This window comes from Phyllobacterium sp. 01N428, from assembly GCF_056399405.1.
The window spans coordinates 22,453-40,702 of record NZ_JBFTRH010000005.1 but is presented as its reverse complement, the minus strand read 5'-3'; the positions used below and the strand labels follow the sequence as shown (position 1 = coordinate 40,702).

At 58.1% G+C, this 18,250-nt stretch carries 23 protein-coding genes; 15 read left to right on the top strand and 8 right to left on the bottom strand.

From position 1 onward, the window contains the following. Window positions 1–59 precede the first annotated feature (59 nt). From AC1DNI_RS13730 to AC1DNI_RS13705, 6 genes are all read left to right on the top strand, one after another. A complete protein-coding gene (locus tag AC1DNI_RS13730) occupies window positions 60–1,091 on the top strand; it encodes an amino acid ABC transporter substrate-binding protein (protein ID WP_477692240.1) in 1,032 nt (343 codons plus the stop codon). A gap of 79 nt (window positions 1,092–1,170) precedes the next feature. Continuing rightward, the gene (locus AC1DNI_RS13725; protein ID WP_477692239.1) at window positions 1,171–2,343 is read left to right on the top strand and encodes an amino acid ABC transporter permease; all 1,173 of its coding nucleotides are present in this window, start codon (window positions 1,171–1,173) and stop codon (window positions 2,341–2,343) included. 1 nt (window position 2,344) lies between these two features. Next, on the top strand, window positions 2,345–3,433 hold the full coding sequence (locus tag AC1DNI_RS13720) for an amino acid ABC transporter permease (protein ID WP_477692238.1): 1,089 nt from the start codon (window positions 2,345–2,347) through the stop codon (window positions 3,431–3,433). After that, on the top strand, window positions 3,426–4,856 hold the full coding sequence (locus tag AC1DNI_RS13715; protein ID WP_477692237.1) for an amidohydrolase family protein: 1,431 nt from the start codon (window positions 3,426–3,428) through the stop codon (window positions 4,854–4,856). Before AC1DNI_RS13720 ends, AC1DNI_RS13715 begins: the two co-directional genes overlap by 8 nt. A gap of 164 nt (window positions 4,857–5,020) precedes the next feature. After that, window positions 5,021–7,657, top strand: a complete 2,637-nt coding sequence (ligD, locus tag AC1DNI_RS13710) for a DNA ligase D (RefSeq protein WP_477692432.1) — start codon at window positions 5,021–5,023, stop codon at window positions 7,655–7,657. Between the two features lie 20 nt (window positions 7,658–7,677). After that, window positions 7,678–8,688, top strand: coding sequence for an ATP-dependent DNA ligase (locus tag AC1DNI_RS13705; RefSeq protein ID WP_477692236.1), 1,011 nt, complete (start codon window positions 7,678–7,680; stop codon window positions 8,686–8,688). Here AC1DNI_RS13705 and AC1DNI_RS13700 read toward each other — a convergent pair. Continuing rightward, window positions 8,685–8,936: a hypothetical protein gene (locus tag AC1DNI_RS13700; protein ID WP_139217681.1), complete on the bottom strand. Its 252-nt coding sequence runs from the start codon at window positions 8,934–8,936 to the stop codon at window positions 8,685–8,687. The two genes, AC1DNI_RS13705 and AC1DNI_RS13700, sit on opposite strands and share 4 nt — an antisense overlap. 195 nt (window positions 8,937–9,131) lie before the next feature. Continuing rightward, entirely contained in the window at window positions 9,132–9,392 is a 261-nt protein-coding gene (locus tag AC1DNI_RS13695) for a DUF6894 family protein (protein WP_027232026.1), read from the bottom strand. 100 nt (window positions 9,393–9,492) lie between these two features. Between AC1DNI_RS13695 and AC1DNI_RS13690 the strand changes: the two genes are divergently transcribed. From AC1DNI_RS13690 to AC1DNI_RS13680, 3 genes are all read left to right on the top strand, one after another. Further along, window positions 9,493–10,212 (top strand): Crp/Fnr family transcriptional regulator, encoded by a 720-nt coding sequence (locus AC1DNI_RS13690; RefSeq protein ID WP_027232025.1) that lies wholly within the window; start codon window positions 9,493–9,495, stop codon window positions 10,210–10,212. A gap of 30 nt (window positions 10,213–10,242) precedes the next feature. Beyond that, window positions 10,243–11,106 carry an alpha/beta fold hydrolase gene (locus AC1DNI_RS13685; protein ID WP_477692431.1) on the top strand — a complete coding sequence of 288 codons (864 nt, stop codon included), beginning with the start codon at window positions 10,243–10,245 and terminating at the stop codon, window positions 11,104–11,106. A 111-nt stretch (window positions 11,107–11,217) separates the two neighbouring features. After that, window positions 11,218–11,445: a hypothetical protein gene (locus AC1DNI_RS13680; protein ID WP_027232023.1), complete on the top strand. Its 228-nt coding sequence runs from the start codon at window positions 11,218–11,220 to the stop codon at window positions 11,443–11,445. Window positions 11,446–11,451: 6 nt separating this feature from the next. On the opposite strand, the gene AC1DNI_RS13675 is transcribed toward AC1DNI_RS13680, so the two are convergent. Next, on the bottom strand, window positions 11,452–11,646 hold the full coding sequence (locus tag AC1DNI_RS13675; protein ID WP_477692235.1) for a hypothetical protein: 195 nt from the start codon (window positions 11,644–11,646) through the stop codon (window positions 11,452–11,454). Window positions 11,647–11,840: 194 nt separating this feature from the next. Here AC1DNI_RS13675 and AC1DNI_RS13670 point away from each other — a divergent pair, with 194 nt between their 5' ends. Together AC1DNI_RS13670 and AC1DNI_RS13665 are read left to right on the top strand one after the other, a co-directional pair. Further along, window positions 11,841–12,020: a hypothetical protein gene (locus AC1DNI_RS13670; protein WP_477692234.1), complete on the top strand. Its 180-nt coding sequence runs from the start codon at window positions 11,841–11,843 to the stop codon at window positions 12,018–12,020. Window positions 12,021–12,120: 100 nt separating this feature from the next. Further along, complete coding sequence (locus AC1DNI_RS13665; RefSeq protein ID WP_091951218.1) at window positions 12,121–12,360, top strand: DUF6894 family protein; 240 nt, start codon at window positions 12,121–12,123, stop codon at window positions 12,358–12,360. Window positions 12,361–12,429: 69 nt separating this feature from the next. Here the strand turns inward: AC1DNI_RS13665 and AC1DNI_RS13660 are convergent, their stop codons facing one another. Beyond that, window positions 12,430–12,720 carry a DUF1236 domain-containing protein gene (locus tag AC1DNI_RS13660; protein WP_477692233.1) on the bottom strand — a complete coding sequence of 97 codons (291 nt, stop codon included), beginning with the start codon at window positions 12,718–12,720 and terminating at the stop codon, window positions 12,430–12,432. Window positions 12,721–13,152: 432 nt separating this feature from the next. Between AC1DNI_RS13660 and AC1DNI_RS13655 the strand changes: the two genes are divergently transcribed. Then, window positions 13,153–14,157 carry a YihY/virulence factor BrkB family protein gene (locus AC1DNI_RS13655; protein WP_036814617.1) on the top strand — a complete coding sequence of 335 codons (1,005 nt, stop codon included), beginning with the start codon at window positions 13,153–13,155 and terminating at the stop codon, window positions 14,155–14,157. Here AC1DNI_RS13655 and AC1DNI_RS13650 read toward each other — a convergent pair whose 3' ends face one another. From AC1DNI_RS13650 to AC1DNI_RS13640, 3 genes are read right to left on the bottom strand one after another with little or no spacing between them, the layout of a single operon-like run. Further along, window positions 14,158–14,649 carry a DUF2380 domain-containing protein gene (locus AC1DNI_RS13650; RefSeq protein ID WP_477692232.1) on the bottom strand — a complete coding sequence of 164 codons (492 nt, stop codon included), beginning with the start codon at window positions 14,647–14,649 and terminating at the stop codon, window positions 14,158–14,160. A 51-nt stretch (window positions 14,650–14,700) separates the two neighbouring features. Next, a complete protein-coding gene (locus AC1DNI_RS13645; protein ID WP_477692231.1) occupies window positions 14,701–14,979 on the bottom strand; it encodes a hypothetical protein in 279 nt (92 codons plus the stop codon). Between the two features lie 43 nt (window positions 14,980–15,022). Continuing rightward, the gene (locus AC1DNI_RS13640; protein ID WP_477692230.1) at window positions 15,023–15,385 is read right to left on the bottom strand and encodes a hypothetical protein; all 363 of its coding nucleotides are present in this window, start codon (window positions 15,383–15,385) and stop codon (window positions 15,023–15,025) included. Between the two features lie 495 nt (window positions 15,386–15,880). Here AC1DNI_RS13640 and AC1DNI_RS13635 point away from each other — a divergent pair, with 495 nt between their 5' ends. Then, complete coding sequence (locus AC1DNI_RS13635; protein ID WP_477692229.1) at window positions 15,881–16,615, top strand: Crp/Fnr family transcriptional regulator; 735 nt, start codon at window positions 15,881–15,883, stop codon at window positions 16,613–16,615. Between the two features lie 144 nt (window positions 16,616–16,759). Here the strand turns inward: AC1DNI_RS13635 and AC1DNI_RS13630 are convergent, their stop codons facing one another. After that, a complete protein-coding gene (locus tag AC1DNI_RS13630) occupies window positions 16,760–16,921 on the bottom strand; it encodes a hypothetical protein (RefSeq protein WP_172982671.1) in 162 nt (53 codons plus the stop codon). Between the two features lie 202 nt (window positions 16,922–17,123). Between AC1DNI_RS13630 and AC1DNI_RS13625 the strand changes: the two genes are divergently transcribed. Together AC1DNI_RS13625 and AC1DNI_RS13620 are read left to right on the top strand one after the other, a co-directional pair. After that, complete coding sequence (locus tag AC1DNI_RS13625; RefSeq protein WP_477692228.1) at window positions 17,124–17,696, top strand: DNA-3-methyladenine glycosylase; 573 nt, start codon at window positions 17,124–17,126, stop codon at window positions 17,694–17,696. A 121-nt stretch (window positions 17,697–17,817) separates the two neighbouring features. Beyond that, window positions 17,818–18,231, top strand: coding sequence for a DUF2177 family protein (locus AC1DNI_RS13620; protein ID WP_477692227.1), 414 nt, complete (start codon window positions 17,818–17,820; stop codon window positions 18,229–18,231). Window positions 18,232–18,250: the final 19 nt, after the last annotated feature.

Sequence of the window (18,250 nt, the reverse complement as noted above, 5' to 3'; positions counted from 1 at the left end):
GTGACAGGATGCAATAAGTGTGATTATCGTATACAAAAATACAAACACGAGGGAACAAAATGAAATCAAAATGGGTTAGGAGTTTTGTATTCGCGTCGCTGGCGGCTCTTGCCGCAATGAGCTCCACGTCGGCCTCAGCACAACAGACACTCGACACGGTCAAGAAGCGCGGCAAGCTCATTTGCGGTGTTTCGATGAATGTCGCCGGATTTGCCTACGCAGACAGCAAGGGCGTCATGCAGGGCTTCGATGCGGATGTGTGCCGCGCTGTTGCTGCCGCAGTCTTCGGGTCGCCTGACAAGGTCGATTTCGTTCTCACCAACATCAATACGCGCTTTCAGGCGCTTCAGTCGGGCGAGATCGACATTCTCTCGCGCCAGACGACGATGACTTTCTCGCGCGAAGCGTCGCTCGGCCTCGATTTCGGACCGACCGTCTTCTATGACGGACAGGGAATCATGGTTCCGGCCAAGCTTGGCGTGAAGAGCGCCAAGGAATTGAACGATGCAGCGATCTGTATTCTTCCGGGCACGACGACCCTACAGAACCTTGCCGATTTCTTCCGCACCAACAACGGCAAGTTTGAATCCGTCGTCTTCGAAAATCCCGATGAACTGCGCAACACATTCTTCTCCGGGCGTTGCGACGCGCTGAGCAGTGATCGCTCCGATCTCGCATCCATTCGCGCTGTCGCCCAGAACCCGGCCGACTACATCATCCTCCCGGATACGATCTCGAAGGAACCGCTTGCTCCGGCCGTACGGCAGGGCGACGACAATTGGCGCGATATCGTTTCCTTCACCACCTATGGCATCATTGCCGCGGAAGAGAAGGGGATTACCCAAGCCAATATCGACGACAAGACAAAGAGCGAAGACCCTGAGATCCAGCGCATGCTTGGCGTGACCGGGGATCTTGGACCCATGCTCGGCCTCGACAACAAGTGGCTCTACAATGCCATCAAGGGCGTCGGCAATTACGGCGAAATGTTCGAGCGCAATCTTGGCGAAAAAACCGCCCTCGGCCTGACCCGCGGTCCCAATAATCAATGGACCAATGGCGGCCTGCTTTACGCGGCGCCGTTCCGCTGAGCTAAAGCGAGCCGGTGCGGGATAAATCTCCGCATCGGCTCATCCATTTCAATCGGATCTTGCATGCTGGGGGGCTTCGATGCGTGTCGCGCAGGCACCGTTCCGCTTGAATTTCCGCGATAAGCGGACGCGGGGCATTCTTTATCAATGCTTGTGCGTCGCCAGCGTCGTTGCCGCGGGCCTCTATCTCTTCAATAATGTTTCGGAAAACCTTGCACGGCAAAGCATCGCCACGGGCTTTTCCTATCTCTGGCGCGAGGCTGGATTCGTCATCAGCCAATCGCCGATCGACTATCAGCCATCCGACAGCTATGCGAAGGCGCTGCTTGTCGGCATCCTCAACACGATTCGGGTCTCTATCCTCGCATCGGTTGCCGTCACGATCATCGGCACTCTGGTGGGGATTGGCCGGCTCTCGTCCAACCCTTTATTCGCCCGTCTGATGCTGCTCTATGTCGAGGCCCTGCGCAACGTCCCGCTGCTGCTGTTGCTGTTTCTCTGCTATGCGGTCATCGTCACCATCCTTCCGCCGGTCCGCGAGGCCTTGCAGCTTCTGCCGTTCGTCTTTCTCAGCAATAGCGGCCTCGCAGTTCCATCCATCGCCTGGAGCAACGATCACACGATGATCGCAGCGGCATTCCTGTTTGGTTGCGGATTGGCCTACCTCTATGCGCGCCACCTTCGGCTGCGGCGTATTGAAAGTGGGACCGACCAGTCCAACTGGCCGCTCATCAGCGCAATCATTGCCATTCCACCGCTTGTCGCCTGGCTAATCCTGCGTCCCGAGCTCGATCTCAGCCTGCCGGAACTCGGCCGCTTTCGCCTCGCTGGCGGCGCGCAGCTAACGCCCGAGTTTGTCGCTCTCTTCGTCGGGCTCGCCCTCAGCGCATCAGCCAACGTTGCCGAGATCGTCCGCAGCGGCATCCTTTCGATCCGCAAGGGCCAGCGTGAAGCCGCGGCCGCGCTCGGGCTCAGACCCTCGCGTATCATGCGGCTGGTCATCTTGCCCCAGGCCCTGCGCGTCATCATTCCACCAATGACGAGCGCCTATCTCAACGTCTTCAAGAACTCATCGCTGGCGATAGCCATCGGCTATCCCGACGTGGTGATGGTTTCCAACACCACAATGAACCAGACCGGGCAGGCAATAGAGCCGATCGCCCTGTTCATGCTGGTCTATCTCAGCCTGTCGATCACCATCTCGCTGTTCATGAACTGGTACAATGCGCGCGTTGCATTGCGGGAGAGGTGACTTGACCGCAGAAGACGTCTCCATCTCCGTTCGGCGCTATCGGCCCTCGCTCTCTCTGAAGAGCAAGCTCAAGCCCTATTTCGGCACGCCGGTCAATGGCGCTATCACCGTCGGCTGCATCCTCGTCATCGCCTGGGCACTGAAGCATGTCATCGCCTGGCTGTTGGTCGATGCGGTCTTTACCGGAACGCCTGCTGTTTGCCAGCAGCAGGGCGGGGCATGCTGGCCCTTCCTCGTTGCCAAGATGCGCTTCATGCTGTTCGGCTTCTATCCCTTCGAAGAACAGTGGCGGCCGCTTTTTGCCCTGCTGACGTTCTTCGGCACATGCGGCATCGCCATGATCCCGATGTTCTGGGGGCGCCGGCTCCTCGTCCTCGGTACCGCGGCGTGCATCGTCATTTTCTGGCTTATGCTCGGTGGATTTGCAGGCCTTGTCTATGTGCCGACGTCCAAATGGGGCGGCCTTCCGCTTTCGTTCATGCTGTCCGCCGTCGGTCTCGTCTGCGCCTTCCCGCTCGGCGTGCTGCTGGCGCTTGCGCGCGCGTCAAACCTGCCGGCCATCCGTGTCCTTGCCGTTGTCTTCATTGAGCTCGTCCGCGGCGTCCCGTTGATCAGCATTCTGTTCATGGCTTCGGTCATGCTGCCGCTCTTCCTGCCGACTGGCTTCAACATCGACAATCTGTTGCGGGCGCAGGTCGCAATCATTCTCTTTGCCGCCGCCTATATCGCTGAAGTCGTTCGGGGCGGATTGCAGGCGCTGCCCAAGGGGCAGGTCGAGGCTGCCTCGGCAATGGGCCTGCATTACTGGCAGACGATGCGCCTTATCGTTCTCCCGCAAGCCCTGAAGATCGTCATTCCGCCGCTTGTCTCGCTGTTCATCGGCTTTTTCCAGGATACGACGCTCGTGACGATCGTCGGGCTTCTCGATTTCCTCGACACGGTACGCGCAGCGATGCGCGATCCCCAGTGGCAGGGTATTGCCGTGCTCGAAGGTTATGTGTTTGCGGCTTTTGTCTACCTCGTTTTCAGCGCCATCATGGGCGCCTACAGCCGCTTTCTTGAACGGAGATTTAGAGTTGGTCATGACTGAGAAAGTTACTGTCATCCGGGACGCTGCCTGGATTGTCGCCTGGGACGCGGAAACCGATGCTCACGTCTACATGAATGACGGTGACGTAGCTTTCTCTAGCGCGGGGGTTATGCAAGTCGGCGGCCATTACGTCGGTGCGGTAAACGAGGAGATTTCCGGGACGAACCTCATGGTTATGCCCGGCCTCGTCAATATTCATTGCCATTCAGGCGACGAGCCGCTCGCCAAGGGACTGTTCGAGGATGCCGGCACGCCCGCACTCTGGGGCAATGCGCTTTACGAATTTTCGGCCTTGCTCGATGCGGATGAGGACGCACAAGCCGCGGCGCAGACTGTCATGCTTGGCGATCTGATGCGCAGCGGTGTGACGACGATGCTCGACATTGCGGGCGATCATCCGCGCTGGATTTCGACCATGGCGGAAAGCGGCTTGCGCGGATATCTGGCTCCGGGATTTCGCCAGGCGCAGTGGCGCGTCGTCGAAAGCCACCGCCTGGATTTCGACTGGGACGATGCAGCGGGGAACGATCGATTCCGGCAGGCCTTGGCGCTCGTCGACGAAATCAGTGCCCACGGGAGCGGCCGGCTTCAGGGCGTGGTCGCGCCCTCGCAGATCGAGACCTGCCGGCCGGAGCTTATGGCCGAAGCCGCCGACGAGGCGCGCCGGCGAGGCGCGCCGATTACAATCCATGCGGCGCAAACCATGACCGAGCATGAGGAACTCTTGCGGCGCCACGGTCGCACCGCAATCCAGCATCTCGACGCGATCGGCATACTCGGTCCCGATCTAATCCTCGGCCATTGCATTTTTGCCGATCACCATTCCTGGACGCGCCAGCGCACCCGCAACGACATTGCCCGCCTGGCCGAGACCGGGACAGCGGTTGCCCACTGCCCGGTAACTTTTGCGCGCAGCGGCATGACTCTTGAAACGATCGGCGCCTATCAACGCGCGGGGGTGACCATCGGAATCGGCACTGACAGCTATCCGTTCAATATGCTCGAAGAGATACGCCAGGCGCTGATCTGCGCGCGCATCGCCGGGCGCAACTTCGCGGAAATCGATACGCAAGGCGTCTTCAATGCGGCAACGATCGGCGGCGCCAAGGCGCTTGGACGGGGCGATATTGGCAGGCTTGAAGCCGGAGCCAAGGCTGATCTGGTCCTGATCGACATTGCGACGCCGGGCATGCAGCCTGTGCATGATCCCCTGCGCAACCTTTTGCACTGCGCAGCCGATCGTGCGGTCCGGGATGTCTTTGTCGACGGATCTGCCGTCGTCCGCAATCACGCCGTGGCCAATCTCGACTATGAGGGTGCCCTCCGCGAATTGCAGGACGCGCAAAAGCGGATGATTGCACGAAGCAGTGCAGGCGGGTCGGCGTTTCGCAAAGGCGCGAGGCTCTCGCTTGCCGTCAAATAACGATTTTTATGATTTTCGACCCGGCATCGCGTGCGCAGAATCAACTGTGATCCCGTGGTAATGCTTATCGTTTGAGAGATTGGCGCCAGAAACGTCGGGCGCCTGCATCTTTTCGCGATCAGGCGCGTTTGTCTGCCATGGTATCAAGCGCGGTCGAGGTTATCATGGCAAGCGGCAAGCTCTCCCGTTACACGTCCAAACGCGACTTCAAGCTCACACAGGAGCCAAGCGGCGGCGGCGAAGTCAAGGCGTCGAACAGGCTTCGCTTCGTCGTCCAAAAGCACGATGCTTCAAGGCTGCACTACGATCTCCGGCTGGAACTCGACGGCGTATTCAAATCCTGGGCGGTGACTCGGGGGCCCTCGCTTGATCCAAAGGACAAGCGGCTCGCCGTCGAGGTCGAAGATCATCCGCTCGAATATGGCGACTTCGAAGGCACGATCCCGGAGGGCCAGTATGGCGGTGGAACCGTAATGCTGTGGGATCGGGGTTATTGGGAACCGGAGGGTACCAAATCCCCTCAGGAGGCGCTCGAGGAGGGCGATCTCAAATTCGCGTTGGATGGCAAGAAACTGCACGGCAGCTTCGTGCTCGTGCGCATGAAGAATGACCGGGACGGCGGCAAGCGCAACAACTGGTTGCTGATCAAGCATCGCGACGACCACTCGGTAGATGGAAACGGTGACGCGATCCTCAAGGAAGCAGCCTCGGTGGCGTCGGGCCGTACCATGGAGGCAATAGCCTCGGGAAAAGGGCGCAAGCCCAAGCCGTTCATGACGGAGGGTTCTGACGCGGCAGCGGACGCAACCTGGGAGAGCAATCGCAACGGCTCCGCAGCGCCGACGAAGCGCAAGCGAGGAACGCCTGCCGCCTCAAGTGAAGCGACGATGCCGGACTTCATCCCGCCACAGCTTTGCGAAAGCGTTGCGCGTCCTCCTTCTGACGCTGGATGGGTGCATGAGATCAAGTTCGATGGCTATCGCATCCAGGCCCGGGTCAAGGACGGAGATGCGACGCTGAGGACCCGCAAGGGTCTTGACTGGACGAAGAAGTACACGGCAATCGCCAAGGCATTCTCGGCATTGCCGGATGTGATTATCGATGGGGAGATATGCGCTCTCGATGATCATGGCGCACCCGACTTTGCCGCGCTGCAGGCGGCACAGGCCGATGGCAAGACCGGCGACCTTGTCTACTTCGCCTTTGATCTGTTGTTCGAAGCCGGTCAGGATTGGCGCGACCGCCCCTTGACCGAACGAAAGGCACGGCTGCAGTCGATCCTCGACGACGCGGGCGGTGATCCGAGGCTCAGATATGTCGACCACTTCGAGACGGGCGGTGACGCGGTTCTGAAGTCCGCCTGCAAGCTTTCGCTAGAGGGAATTGTGTCGAAGCAGTCCAACGCTACCTACCGTTCGGGGCGAACCGATATGTGGGTTAAAGCGAAGTGCCGCGCCGGCCACGAAGTCGTCATCGGCGGTTGGTCGAAGACCAACGGAAAATTCCGCTCGCTGCTCGTAGGTGTGTTCCGGGAGGACCATTTCATTTATGTCGGCCGCGTCGGCACAGGTTATGGAGCGGCAAAAGTGAAGTCGCTGCTGCCCCGACTCGAGGCACTTCGCGCCGAAAAGTCGCCCTTCACAGGTGGGAACATGGCCAAGAAGGTCGATCCCGATGTCGAATGGGTGAAACCCGAACTCGTGGCGGAGATCGAATTCGAAGGCTGGACTGCCGACGGTCTCGTGCGGCAGGCTTCGTTCAAAGGTATTCGTGAAGACAAACCTGCCCTGGAAGTTGAGGCGGAGAAGCCGGCCAAACCTGAAACCACGGACGTTCCCGATCCCGGGAAACAGGCGCGGAGCATCGGCAAGCGACGTGGAGCGAAGGCCGAAATCATGGGTGTTGTTTTGTCCAATCCGGACAAACCTCTGTGGCCGGACGCCGGCGACGAGAGGCCAGTCACCAAGCTTGATCTTGCCGAGTATTACCAGGCGGTCGGTCCATGGCTGCTTGATCATATCAAGGGGAGGCCATGTTCGATCATCCGCGCCCCGGACGGCATGGGCGGAGAACAGTTCTTCCAGCGCCACGCCATGCAAGGCGCGTCGAACTTGATCGAATTGGTAACGGTTTCGGGCGATCGAAAGCCCTATCTGCAAATCGACCGGGTGGAGGGCTTGATTGCCGTCGCCCAGATCGCTGCCCTCGAGCTCCATCCCTGGAATTGCGCACCTGGAAATCCGGACGTTCCGGGACGATTGGTGTTCGATCTAGACCCGGGCCCCGATGTGCCATTCTCAGTGGTAGTCGCGGCAGCGAAGGAAATGCGGGAACGTCTCGAAGCGCTGGACCTCGTCTGCTTCTGCAAGACCACGGGCGGCAAGGGCCTGCACGTCGTCACGCCACTTGCGACCAGCAAGAAGAGCAAGCTCACCTGGAGCGAGGCAAAGGCATTCGCCCACGATGTCTGTCAGATAATGGCCAATGATCACCCGGACCGCTATCTCGTCAAGATGGCTAAGAAACTGCGCAACGGGCGGATCTTTCTCGACTATTTGCGCAACGATCGCATGGCGACCGCGGTGGCGCCGCTCTCGCCTCGGGCTCGTCCTGGCGCAACTGTATCCATGCCCTTGGCGTGGGGGGACGTAAGGGCCGATCTCGACCCCAAGCGTTCTACCGTGCGAACGGTCCCCGCACTTCTCGAAAAGACCGACGCTTGGGCGGATTATCTCGCTGGAGAACGTTCATTGGAAAAGGCCATCAAGCTTCTGGGAAAGTCCGTGAAAGCAGCAGCATGATCGAAGTGGCGAAACGGAAGATGCCACCCTCTGAGTGGGCCCTGCCCCTCGATACACAGCCGATGGAGGCCCGATCCGCAGAGAGCCTGCCTGCCGACGGCGGCTGGCAATATGAACCGAAATGGGATGGATTTCGCTGCCTGGCATTCAAGGACGGAAACAAGGTTGATTTGCGCGCCAAATCTGGGAAACCGCTGGCGCGCTTCTTTCCGGAGATGGTCGAGTTGCTGGCGTCGCTGCCGGTTCAACGTTTTGTCATCGACAGCGAACTCGTGATCGAGAGCGGCGGCATGCTCTCCTTTGAAGCCCTGCAAATGCGACTTCATCCTGCGGAAAGCCGTGTCAGAAAGCTCGCGGCTGAAACGCCGTCGAGGCTCGTCGTCTTCGACATGCTGATGAATCCCGACGGCAAGATCATCACAGATCGCCCGCTTACCGTTCGTAATGCGCAATTGTCCGCCTTCCTGGCGCTCGCGCGCGAAGCCGCATTGACGCAATCGCCGCATTCGAGCGATATCGACGAAGCACGTATCTGGCTCGAAAATGGTTATGCGGGAACCGATGGCGTCGTGTGCAAGCGCCTGGATGGCCTCTATCTTCCGGGCGAGCGCGTCATGATCAAGGTGAAGCGTCTTAAGTCAGCGGATTGCGTGGTTGGCGGGTTCCGTTACGAACATGACAGCAAGCAAGTTGGTTCTCTTCTTCTTGGCCTCTATAACAGTGACGGCAAGCTCGATCACGTTGGCTATACGTCAACGATTACGGATAAGGAGCGCGGTGAACTGACAGAGAAGCTGGAGGCATTGGTCGGGCCTCCCGGCTTTACCGGCAAGGCTCCCGGTGGGCCGAGCCGCTGGAGCACAGAGCGGAGCGGCGAATGGCAACCGTTGAAGCCGCAACTCGTTGTCGAGGTAAGATTTGATCATGTCAGCGGTGATCGGTTTCGCCACGGGACCAAATTGTTGCGGTGGCGTCCCGACAAGACCCCTCGCCAATGCACGTACGAGCAGCTCAGGTCAGGCGTGCATTAGGCCGGTACCTTCTTGTGGCGAAGGGAAAGCGTATCGGCAATGAAACGCTCCTGGCTCGCCGCAGTGGCGGCGATCAGGTTTTCGTCACGCAAGCCCCCATCGAAAAGGGTCATCACCCGTTTGGCAACCCTGTGGATTTCGTCCAGGCTTGTACTCGGTACATGGAGATCGCGGCACGCGATGCGGTGTGCGTGTTCCATGAGGTTCCAGTCTTCGCGGGAATATATTGCTTTCCTTGCACGTCGCATGAATGCCTCCTCATCGTCGTCAAGTATTAAGCCGAACACTGGACGCGGCGCCGGTGGGTGTCATTCAAATTGTTTAACGGAATCGTCGAAACATGGTTTGCGAGACTGCGCGATGATCGCAGGGATAATGAGCGAACCGCATTGAATCGGAACAAAAGGTTTCGCGGCGACTTGTAGCTAGATCAGCAACGCAATTTACCGAGACGGCACTGTCTTCGGATTTTCCAGCCATTCATTGGAAAACGTCAGGCTCGCGATTGAAATGGGATTCCCTTCCTCGTCTCTCACAGTCACGGTGACAATCAGACGCCCGGTGTCGCCGACTTCATCGCGAGCAATATCAAGCAGGATGCGCGTTGCCTCCTGGGTTACGGCATTGAGCGTCGCCAATTCCACCCCGTGGTCGTCGCGCAGGGGGCCGGCGCCATTGTGCAAGTCAAAGTAATATCGGGACATTTGTGTGTACACGCTGCTGGTTTCGTAAGGATAGTAATCGTTCGTGGGCCAATCAGTTCCGTCATTCGTCACTATTCTGGAAAATTGGATGGAGGTTTCTTTGATTGAATCACTGCTTCTGAATCTTGAAAGCCGCGATATTGTTTCCGAGGAGGAGAAATCGCTTCTTCGATCAATCATCACACGCGGGCGACAATTTGAAATCGATGAAGATCTGGTGCGGGAAGGATCACGGCCGACCTATAGCACCTTGATGCTGGAAGGCTTCGCCGCGCGCTATAAGGTGCTCGATGACGGCAGCCGGCAGATTACGTCCCTGCATATTCCCGGCGACTTCGTCGATCTTCACGCATTCCCCCTGAAAATCATGGACCACGGTATTGTCGCCTTGTCCCCGTGCCGTGTCGCCTTCGCCGACCACAGCGCTCTCAAGACGGTCACCGAAACTGTCCCGCACCTGACGCGGTTGCTCTGGCTTTCCACCCTGATCGACGGCGCCATCCATCGCGAATGGATCGTCGCGATGGGGCGAAGATCAAAGAAGGCGCATCTTGCTCATCTGATCTGCGAGCTCTACGTCCGCCTGCAGGTCGTCCAACTAACCAACGAACAGAGCTTTCACCTACCGCTGTCGCAGGTCGAGCTTGCCGATGTCGTCGGGATCTCCGTGGTCCATCTCAACAAGACACTGCAGTCGCTGCGCCGCGAAAAGCTCGTGACCTGGATCAATCGGACAGTGACCATTGTCGACTGGGAAGCCCTGAAGGAGTTCGCGGAATTCAACCCGCTTTATCTCAATCTTTCGGTCGAGGCGCGGTAGCGATTACAGATGTCGTATCAGACAGGCGGGATATTTCCGGGATTCACTTTGGAGACGATCGTTCTCAGCGAGGCCACCTTGCGGGTTCGTCACGGGGGTAACGGACCGCCGCTGCTTTTGCTGCACGGGCATCCGCGCACGCACACCACCTGGTACCGCGTCGCTCCTCTGCTCGCGGATGAGTTTACCGTTGTCTGTCCTGACCTGCGCGGATTTGGCGGTTCGTCCAAGCCTGCGGACCATCCCGATCATGCCGGGTCGTCCAAACGAGCGAAAGCGCGTGACTGCGTCGAGCTGATGCGCGGACTGGGGTTCGAAACATTCTCGATCGCCGGCCACGATCGCGGCAGCTATACGGCTTTTCGCTGTGCGATGGATCATCCGCAGACGATCAGATCTCTATCAATCCTCGATGGAGTTCCAATCATCGAGGCTGTCGAGCGATGCGACGCCAAATTCGCGAAAGCCTGGTGGCACTGGTTTTTCTTCGCTCAGGCAGAGAAGCCTGAACGGGCCATCCTGGCCGATCCGCTCGCATGGTACGGTGGTACGGCCGACAAAATGGGAGAAGCGAACTTCGCGGATTACAGCACAGCCATTCATGATCCGGCGACGGTCCACGGCATGATCGAGGATTACCGTGCCGGCCTTGAGATCGACTGGCGCCACGACGAGGACGACCGGAGCGCCGGACGGCGCTTGGCCTGTCCGTTGCAGGTCTTATGGTCGGGGCAGGACGATCTCGAGTACCTCTACGGCGATGTTCTTGGCGTCTGGCGGCGGTGGGCAACGGAACTGTCCGGCCAGTCCCTGCCTTGCGGGCACCATATGGCGGAAGAGGTGCCCGAGACGTTGGCCAAAGCACTTTCGCGTTTTCACAGCCTCTACTGGTAGCCTGAAAGGAGATGAACCTGGGTGCAGGGGTTGGAACTTTCGAACCCGCGGGCCGTTACATTTTGCTACAACTTCTGATGGTATAAGGTTCTGGTCTTGACTGGAGGCGTCATGATGACGGTGCAGATTTCTCCGCCCTCGCGTTTGGCAACCCATTCGGTTCGCGAGTCGGATTGTGTCGAAGCCATCAGGGCAAGGTTCGAGGAACTGCACGATCCGGGTGAAGATTACATCGATCTCATCAGGGAGGCTATGGCGGCAGGTTGGACCATGCGCGAAGCGCGGCTCGCTCTCAACAAGTTGCTCGGGCTCGACCTCAGGGATCAGGAGCAACACTAGCTCCGGTTAATTTCCGGCGCGGTTCAGCACTTCTTCCAGTTCGGCGATCCTGCGCCGTATGACCTCTGCGGCACTGTCACCCGGTACTGAATCACCTTCCGTGGAAATGCCGAAGGTTTGGCTGCCTTCGGCAACGGCGAGATCATCCTTCAGCCGCGCCAGTTCTTCGCGCAAATCCGCTATTGTAGGCTCGTTGCTCATGACACCCTCATCTGCTTGGCGACTACTTCCCGTGAACGATTTTCCAGACATTGCGTTCCCGGGGTCTCTCACTCTCTAATGCGTGCCCAAGGTGACGGAACTTCCGTTTCCTCCATGTGTTTCAGTGAAACTTACGATGCCAATTGACACTCACTGCAAGGACGCAAATTCGAGCAACAGTAGGGAGCAATCTGATGGGTGATCCTGGTCCTCGTCCAAATCCCGATCCGCCAATCCCTGACAGGCCGCCGGTGCCCGCGCCGGGACCCGGACCGGTTCCGCCCATTGTCGAGCCGCCATCTCCCGATCAGCTGCCGGACGAAGTGCCTTTGCCCAATCCTGACGAGGTCCGTGATCCGCCCGCGCATGTTTAGACTTGGCAGAACGAGGTAACGGCGACTTTCGTGGTGTTACCTAGGGAACGAATGGTGGTGCGGAGAGTTCATTCTCGACAAAGGAAGTGCGAGGTCCCACATGCCGCTGTTTCGTTTCGTTTTCGATGAAGGTGAGGGGCTTGATGCCATTACACCGATCGCATTTCCTGACCATGAAGCTGCGATCGACGCTGCGCACAAGGCAGCAAAGGAATCGCTCATCGACGCGGTCATTGAAGGCTACGATCCAACTACATGGGTCGTGCGCATCTATAATGAACCGGGCGAACTTTTGAAGACGATTTTCGTGTCTGACCTCCTGCGCACAAAAACCGAATAGCTCTTTAATTGCCAATCCTGGCGAAGAGGGCCCCCTACGAGGCCCTCCATTCTATCCCACATGGCAGCGTTACTGCGATAGATAAACAACCTTGCGGTCCTTGCGCGATACGATGATCGGCTGCTTGTCGACGTAGACATAGGCGTAGTCCGGGCTATCGGGAATCGGTACCAGCTGAACCTCTTGGGGAACGACGGTTCCAACGGCAACATCGCCATCGATCACAACAGGATCCGAAGGATGGGCGATGACATAGTCGCGCGCTGGCTGTGGAACTTCCACGATGACAGCGTCCTGCGCAGAGGCATAAGTCGAGCCGGCGAGGACCAATGCGGTGGTTATTGCAACGATGCGTTTCATGAGTTTTGTCTCCTTGTGTGTCCCTGGGCAAGAAACCGGCAATAGGCCCGTTTGGTTCCAGAAGAAGTGACAACCCTCACCAACACGGGCTTAGCTGCCGCGAAAATTCAGGGCCAGCGAACGGCGCTACAAGAGCCGGCGGCCTGCTCCGCCAGCTTAGAAGATTTTTGCCGCGTCGAATGGAACCCGACTTTGCCACGGCCGTTTTCACGCTAGACAGTGGTGGCCGTGTTAACCAGACGCGACGGTAGGGCGGACAGGACAGTTTTTCTGGTTTCCGGTCCTGGCCAACGAAACGGCAGGCGAGCGCATAACCCGTCCGGCCGCCATTGTCACTGAACCTTACGGCTTCCATTTTTCATGGTGGTCGCCGGAACATTGCTCGTATCTGTGTATTGCAGGATAGAGGCAAAGATATCCGGTCCCGCGCGCATGAAGGCATCCACAAAGCGAACTAAGGAAGAAGTGCGTAACGCCCGTGCGCGGCAAAAAGCCCGCGGCCGTCGCGCCAAGAAGCCTTCGGAGATTCCGGCGCTCGGATGGAAGGACGTCCTTTACCGGGTGTGGCAGTCGCTGTCACAAGACCGCATCATGCTGATAGCGGCAGGTGCCGCGTTTTATTTGCTGCTCGCCCTTTTCCCCGCCTTGACAGCCTTTGTGTCGCTTTATGGCTTTCTTGCTGATCGTGCCTCTGTTGCGGGTAATGTTTCGCTGCTTGCCGGCATCTTGCCCAATGATGCGATAGCTCTGATACGCGCTCAACTCGAGGCACTTGCCGCGCAGGATACGAAGTTGCTTAGCATCGGCTTCCTGTTCGGTTTCGTCATCGCGCTCTGGAGCGCCAATAATGGCGTCAAAGGCATTTTCGAAGCGTTGAACGTCGCCTACGGGCAGAACGAGACCCGCAGCTTCGTCAAACTGAACCTCGTTTCATTCGTCGTTACTCTGGGTGGAATCTTTTTCGGAATCGTGCTGCTCCTCGCGCTGGGCATTATGCCGAAACTTCTTGACGCGATGGGGCTCGAAGGGTGGAGCGCCGGTTTGCTGAGCCTCGCCCGCTGGCCGGTTATGATGGGCGTTACCGTGGCTGCGATATCGATCGTCTATCGCTACGGCCCGGACCGGGAATATGCGAAATGGCGGTGGCTTTCGTGGGGTGCCGTATTGTCCGCCGTGATCGGCATCGCCGCCTCTGCAGCGTTCACATCGTATCTTACAAACTTTGCTGATTATAACGCCACCTATGGCGCCTTGGGCGCAGTAGCCGGCCTGATGATGTGGATGTGGATCTCATTGATCATTCTTATTCTCGGCGCAGAACTCAATGCGGAGCTTGAACACCAAACCGCAGTCGACAGTACGACAGGTCCGCCGCAGCCCATGGGCAAGCGGGGCGCAGTCGTTGCCGATACGCTGGGTGAAAGCGTGGCTGAATAATCAGCGCAGAATTTTATTGGTCATCACCCATTTCACCGACCGAGGCCACGCATAATTTGCGCCCATTCGCAGATCGGTGAAGCCCTCCGCAACGGTCTTGCCGCTTTTCGCATCAAGGATGCGAATGAATACGGCATGTTCGGTGCGGTTGACACGGGTGACGACGCCGAGGAGTGCGAGCGATGCGCCGTTCTGGCGAGCGATAGCGGCCTCGCAGCCCCCGCAATAGCGCAGCCCCTTCGCCTCTGCCTCCGCAGGCACCGTAACGCCGACCACAGTATAGCGGCCCGAGCCCGTGAGCATGTCCTTTGCCATTTGTTCTGACTCGGAAAGATAGCGCTTGTCGTGCTCATCGGGCGCAATGATGCCGGCGCCCGCACTCCTGTCTTCAAGTTCAATGGGAAATACTGCGATCGAGGCAGGCGGGTTTTGCTGGGCGCCGGCCGGGGTGCACATCATCAAGCCCAATATCATCAGAAGCAATAGGCGCATGTTAACCCTCCATGCGGCTTTCCTCGCTGGGTTAAGGCCGAGGCGGGCAAATCATGCCATGTTGCGGCGAATTCGCAAAGGCGCGGCAGGGTTCGCCAGGAAATGATTATATGGGAAAATCAGCATCAGGACGCCGATTGCGATCAGTGCCAAGGCGGGCCAGTTGCGACCCGCGCCCAGGAATCCGAGACCTTGCCGTTTTGGCTCCAGTGTTGGTGCATTTTGATTGTCGGGATGCCTGGGCGGAGAGCTGAGCCGGCGCGAACTGATTGCCACCCACACTGCGTACAGTATGCCAAGGCAAACAAACAACGCGCCGGCTATCTTCATGGTTGAACTCCAGGAACGGCCTAAACCAGCCGTTGGTTGGCAACTAGTTCTTGCAGTCCTCGGCCTTGGCCATGGCGGTCGGTTCGCCCTTCTGCTGCGCCTGCACGTCCTGCGCTGAGGTGGCTAAATTCTTGTCACCTGCGCCTTCCGTGCCGGCGAGTGGCATGGTTTGGCCGTCCTTCTGAGCGGTCTGGGGGGTATTATTGGTTGTTGTACCCGTACTGGCCGCACCCTTTTGTATCGTGCTGTTGCCCGAATTTTCCAAGGGAACGTGCGTGCCATCCTGGGCGATGCCCGGCTTTGCATCGGAATTTATCGATCCCGTTGTCGTGGGGCATGCGGCAAATGCGATACCGGGGGCAAAAGCCAGTGCGGCAGCGGCGATGATCGGTGCAAGCGCTCTCATGTGATTTCCTCCCTATAGGTTCAATATCGGTAAACCGGGCTATCGCGTTATTGTTCCAGTTGCGTTGGTCGCAAAAGGGCGGTGAACTTTCGCTCACCGCCAGCTATGGGCCCCAGAAAGCTCGGCATAATCGTTGAGCCAGGGCGCGCTGACCTGGAAAATCAGCGCACAATGAACGCCCGCGAAAAATGCTCGTTCCGGCTTGGTCCGCAATCGTACCGAATTTGCTGCGCGGCAAATGAGCAAAGACGCTTATTCGCACGGGGTGCGTGCTTCGCCTGGCGCTCTTGATCGCCGATATTTGCAGGATATGTCTCGACGGTTTGAAGCCGACTGAAAGCGGGTTGCATGAGATGCCGTCAGCAGCTCGTTTCTCCCTTCCATACTCGCCCAAAATTTTATCGCGTTCCTGCAACAGATGGCAGAGTCTGTACGTTTTCGGACGTTGTTCGCAATGCTTTCGCAGGCCAATTCCGATAGAGACAGGAGCACGTGATGAGTTTGGCAGCCGGCAACTTCGCCAACCATCTCCTTGCAATGAGCAGGGCTTGCAAGGGCGACGAACTGTTTGCCCATCTCGAAACGGTCGACCTCCCGCTCGGCATGCTCCTCAACGAGCCGAACCGGACGATCCCGCATATCTATTTTCCAGAAAGTGGCATTGGATCGGTGATCACTTCCCTGTCCGATGGCCGGGATATCGAGATCGGACTGTTCGGCGCAGACGGGATGTCCCATGTCGGCGCAGTGATGGGCGACGAAATGAGCCCTTACCGCACCGTTGTTCAAGTGGCGGGAAAGGGCAACAGGATCGCTGCGGACCGATTTCGCAGAGCTATCGAGGGCAACAGCGACCTGATGCGATTGTTCCTGAAATACGCGCGCTCCTTCTCCATCCAGACCGGGTCGACCGCGCTTGCCAATGGCCGGTCGACGATCGAGGCACGTCTCGCACGATGGCTGCTCATGATGCACGACCGGATCTCAGGCGACTATCTCGGTGTGACCCATGAATTCCTTGCAACGATGCTTGGCGTCAGACGTCCCAGTGTCACCGATGCGCTGCATATTCTTGAAGGCGAACATCTCGTGATCTCGAGGCGCTCGGAAATTGTCATCCGCGACCGCCATGGCCTCGCAGCGATCGCCGATGGTGCCTACGGTCTTGCCGAGCGGGAAGCCGAAAGATTGACGGGCTGGCGCGGCAAGCCGCTTTCCCGCTCGGTCTGACCCGACGATTTCCACCGTGAACAGCCGACCCTGAACGGGAATGCGAAGCCGGCAGGGAACGGGTTGAGGCGGAGTTGTGGGTTTATGAAAACGGCCGGGAATTTTCCCAGCCGCTTTCATAAACTGCATCGATTACCGGACCGACTATTTATTCTTGTGGCTCTGCTCGCCGGCCTTGCCCTGTTGTTCACCGCTCTTGGAGGAACCGGATCCCTGCTGGGAGCCGCGTGAACCTTGTCCCTGTTCCTGCTGCTTGGACGTGCCCTTGCCGCTCTGTGAACTTCCGCTCTTTTGACTATTAGGCATTTGTCTTCTCCGTTTTGTTAACCCCGCATTCAATCAATCCGGCGCGGTAACGAATGTTCCTGCTAATTGAATTGCAGATCGGAACTGTACGGTAGCGGACACAGCGCTTGTATGTGCGGTAGCGAATGGGCCAGTTTCGCAGTGTCAAGAACGTGTTCGTGACTTTGCTAAGAGTGGGTTCGGAAAGGAACAATTTAACGCGATGGAAGAAATCACCACCATGCTCGACGAGAGCTTTTTCCAACGAAGTTCGGAGGAGGTTGCCCGCGCCCTCATTGGCGTTTCTCTGTTTGTCGATGGGGTGGGCGGACCGATCATCGAAACCGAAGCCTACGCCCCGAACGATCCTGCGTCGCACAGTTATCGCGGCCCCGGGATCGCGAACCGGACGATGTTCGGTCCAGCAGGTCGCGCCTATGTCTACCGGTCTTATGGTATCCACTGGTGTCTGAATTTTGTGTGTCTCGAGGCGTCAGCAGTGCTCATCCGGGCAATTGAACCTGTTCGCAACATCGAGATCATGCAGCGCCGCCGCGCCGTCGATGACATAAAACTATTGTGCTCGGGACCGGGAAAACTTGCCCAGGCGCTTGCTGTAGACAAGTCGTATGACGGCAAATCTCTGTTTGAGCCCCCTTTTTTGCTGGAGGCGGCAACGGATGCCTTCGAGATCAGCATAGGACCACGGATCGGTCTGACCAAGGCCGTCGAAACGCCGTGGCGTTTCGGCGCCCGCGCTTCGCCCTTTCTCAGCAGAAAGTTTCCCCTGAAATAGCCGTTCATATAAGCGCGTGTATCGTCGGCGTGTTCATGGCCGCGGCAATATTTGTCCCGCGGTACCATCGAAAGATCCGCCGGGGCGCTGCCAGCGTATACATCCAAAACAGGGATCAAACATGCTCAAATACGGACTGGCATATTTCGTTACCGTTGTAATTTTCCTCGCGCTCGACATGTTGTGGCTTGGCACGATGGCGACGAGCTTTTACCGCGCCCGCATCCCGGACATAGTGGCATCGGATGTGAATTATGCACCGGCCATCCTGTTCTACCTGATCTACGCAGCCGGCGTCGTGATCTTCGCCTTGAGCCCGGCCATGGAGGCCGGCCGATGGCACACTGCGCTGATTTATGGCGCGCTTTTCGGCTTTTTTGCCTATGCTACATATGATTTGACCAGTCAGGCGACTTTGAAACAATGGTCAAGCGCTCTTACGATCGTTGATATTGCCTGGGGCACCTTTGCTTCCGGTTTGTCGGCGACCTTGAGCTTTCTGGCGACGAACTGGCTGCTGGCGAGGCTAAGCTAACCGCAATGCATCGCGTCTG

What these genes read in the sequence shown, in the direction of transcription:
- AC1DNI_RS13730 (WP_477692240.1), top strand. Translation starts at nt 60, where the DNA reads ATGAAATCAAAATGGGTTAGGAGTTTTGTATTCGCGTCGCTGGCGGCT.
- AC1DNI_RS13725 (WP_477692239.1), top strand. Translation starts at nt 1,171, where the DNA reads ATGCGTGTCGCGCAGGCACCGTTCCGCTTGAATTTCCGCGATAAGCGG.
- AC1DNI_RS13715 (WP_477692237.1), top strand. Translation starts at nt 3,426, where the DNA reads ATGACTGAGAAAGTTACTGTCATCCGGGACGCTGCCTGGATTGTCGCC.
- ligD (WP_477692432.1), top strand. Translation starts at nt 5,021, where the DNA reads ATGGCAAGCGGCAAGCTCTCCCGTTACACGTCCAAACGCGACTTCAAG.
- AC1DNI_RS13705 (WP_477692236.1), top strand. Translation starts at nt 7,678, where the DNA reads ATGCCACCCTCTGAGTGGGCCCTGCCCCTCGATACACAGCCGATGGAG.
- AC1DNI_RS13700 (WP_139217681.1), bottom strand. Translation starts at nt 8,936, where the DNA reads ATGCGACGTGCAAGGAAAGCAATATATTCCCGCGAAGACTGGAACCTC.
- AC1DNI_RS13695 (WP_027232026.1), bottom strand. Translation starts at nt 9,392, where the DNA reads ATGTCCCGATATTACTTTGACTTGCACAATGGCGCCGGCCCCCTGCGC.
- AC1DNI_RS13680 (WP_027232023.1), top strand. Translation starts at nt 11,218, where the DNA reads ATGATGACGGTGCAGATTTCTCCGCCCTCGCGTTTGGCAACCCATTCG.
- AC1DNI_RS13675 (WP_477692235.1), bottom strand. Translation starts at nt 11,646, where the DNA reads ATGAGCAACGAGCCTACAATAGCGGATTTGCGCGAAGAACTGGCGCGG.
- AC1DNI_RS13670 (WP_477692234.1), top strand. Translation starts at nt 11,841, where the DNA reads ATGGGTGATCCTGGTCCTCGTCCAAATCCCGATCCGCCAATCCCTGAC.
- AC1DNI_RS13665 (WP_091951218.1), top strand. Translation starts at nt 12,121, where the DNA reads ATGCCGCTGTTTCGTTTCGTTTTCGATGAAGGTGAGGGGCTTGATGCC.
- AC1DNI_RS13660 (WP_477692233.1), bottom strand. Translation starts at nt 12,720, where the DNA reads ATGAAACGCATCGTTGCAATAACCACCGCATTGGTCCTCGCCGGCTCG.
- AC1DNI_RS13655 (WP_036814617.1), top strand. Translation starts at nt 13,153, where the DNA reads ATGAAGGCATCCACAAAGCGAACTAAGGAAGAAGTGCGTAACGCCCGT.
- AC1DNI_RS13650 (WP_477692232.1), bottom strand. Translation starts at nt 14,649, where the DNA reads ATGCGCCTATTGCTTCTGATGATATTGGGCTTGATGATGTGCACCCCG.
- AC1DNI_RS13645 (WP_477692231.1), bottom strand. Translation starts at nt 14,979, where the DNA reads ATGAAGATAGCCGGCGCGTTGTTTGTTTGCCTTGGCATACTGTACGCA.
- AC1DNI_RS13640 (WP_477692230.1), bottom strand. Translation starts at nt 15,385, where the DNA reads ATGAGAGCGCTTGCACCGATCATCGCCGCTGCCGCACTGGCTTTTGCC.
- AC1DNI_RS13635 (WP_477692229.1), top strand. Translation starts at nt 15,881, where the DNA reads ATGAGTTTGGCAGCCGGCAACTTCGCCAACCATCTCCTTGCAATGAGC.
- AC1DNI_RS13630 (WP_172982671.1), bottom strand. Translation starts at nt 16,921, where the DNA reads ATGCCTAATAGTCAAAAGAGCGGAAGTTCACAGAGCGGCAAGGGCACG.
- AC1DNI_RS13625 (WP_477692228.1), top strand. Translation starts at nt 17,124, where the DNA reads ATGGAAGAAATCACCACCATGCTCGACGAGAGCTTTTTCCAACGAAGT.
- AC1DNI_RS13620 (WP_477692227.1), top strand. Translation starts at nt 17,818, where the DNA reads ATGCTCAAATACGGACTGGCATATTTCGTTACCGTTGTAATTTTCCTC.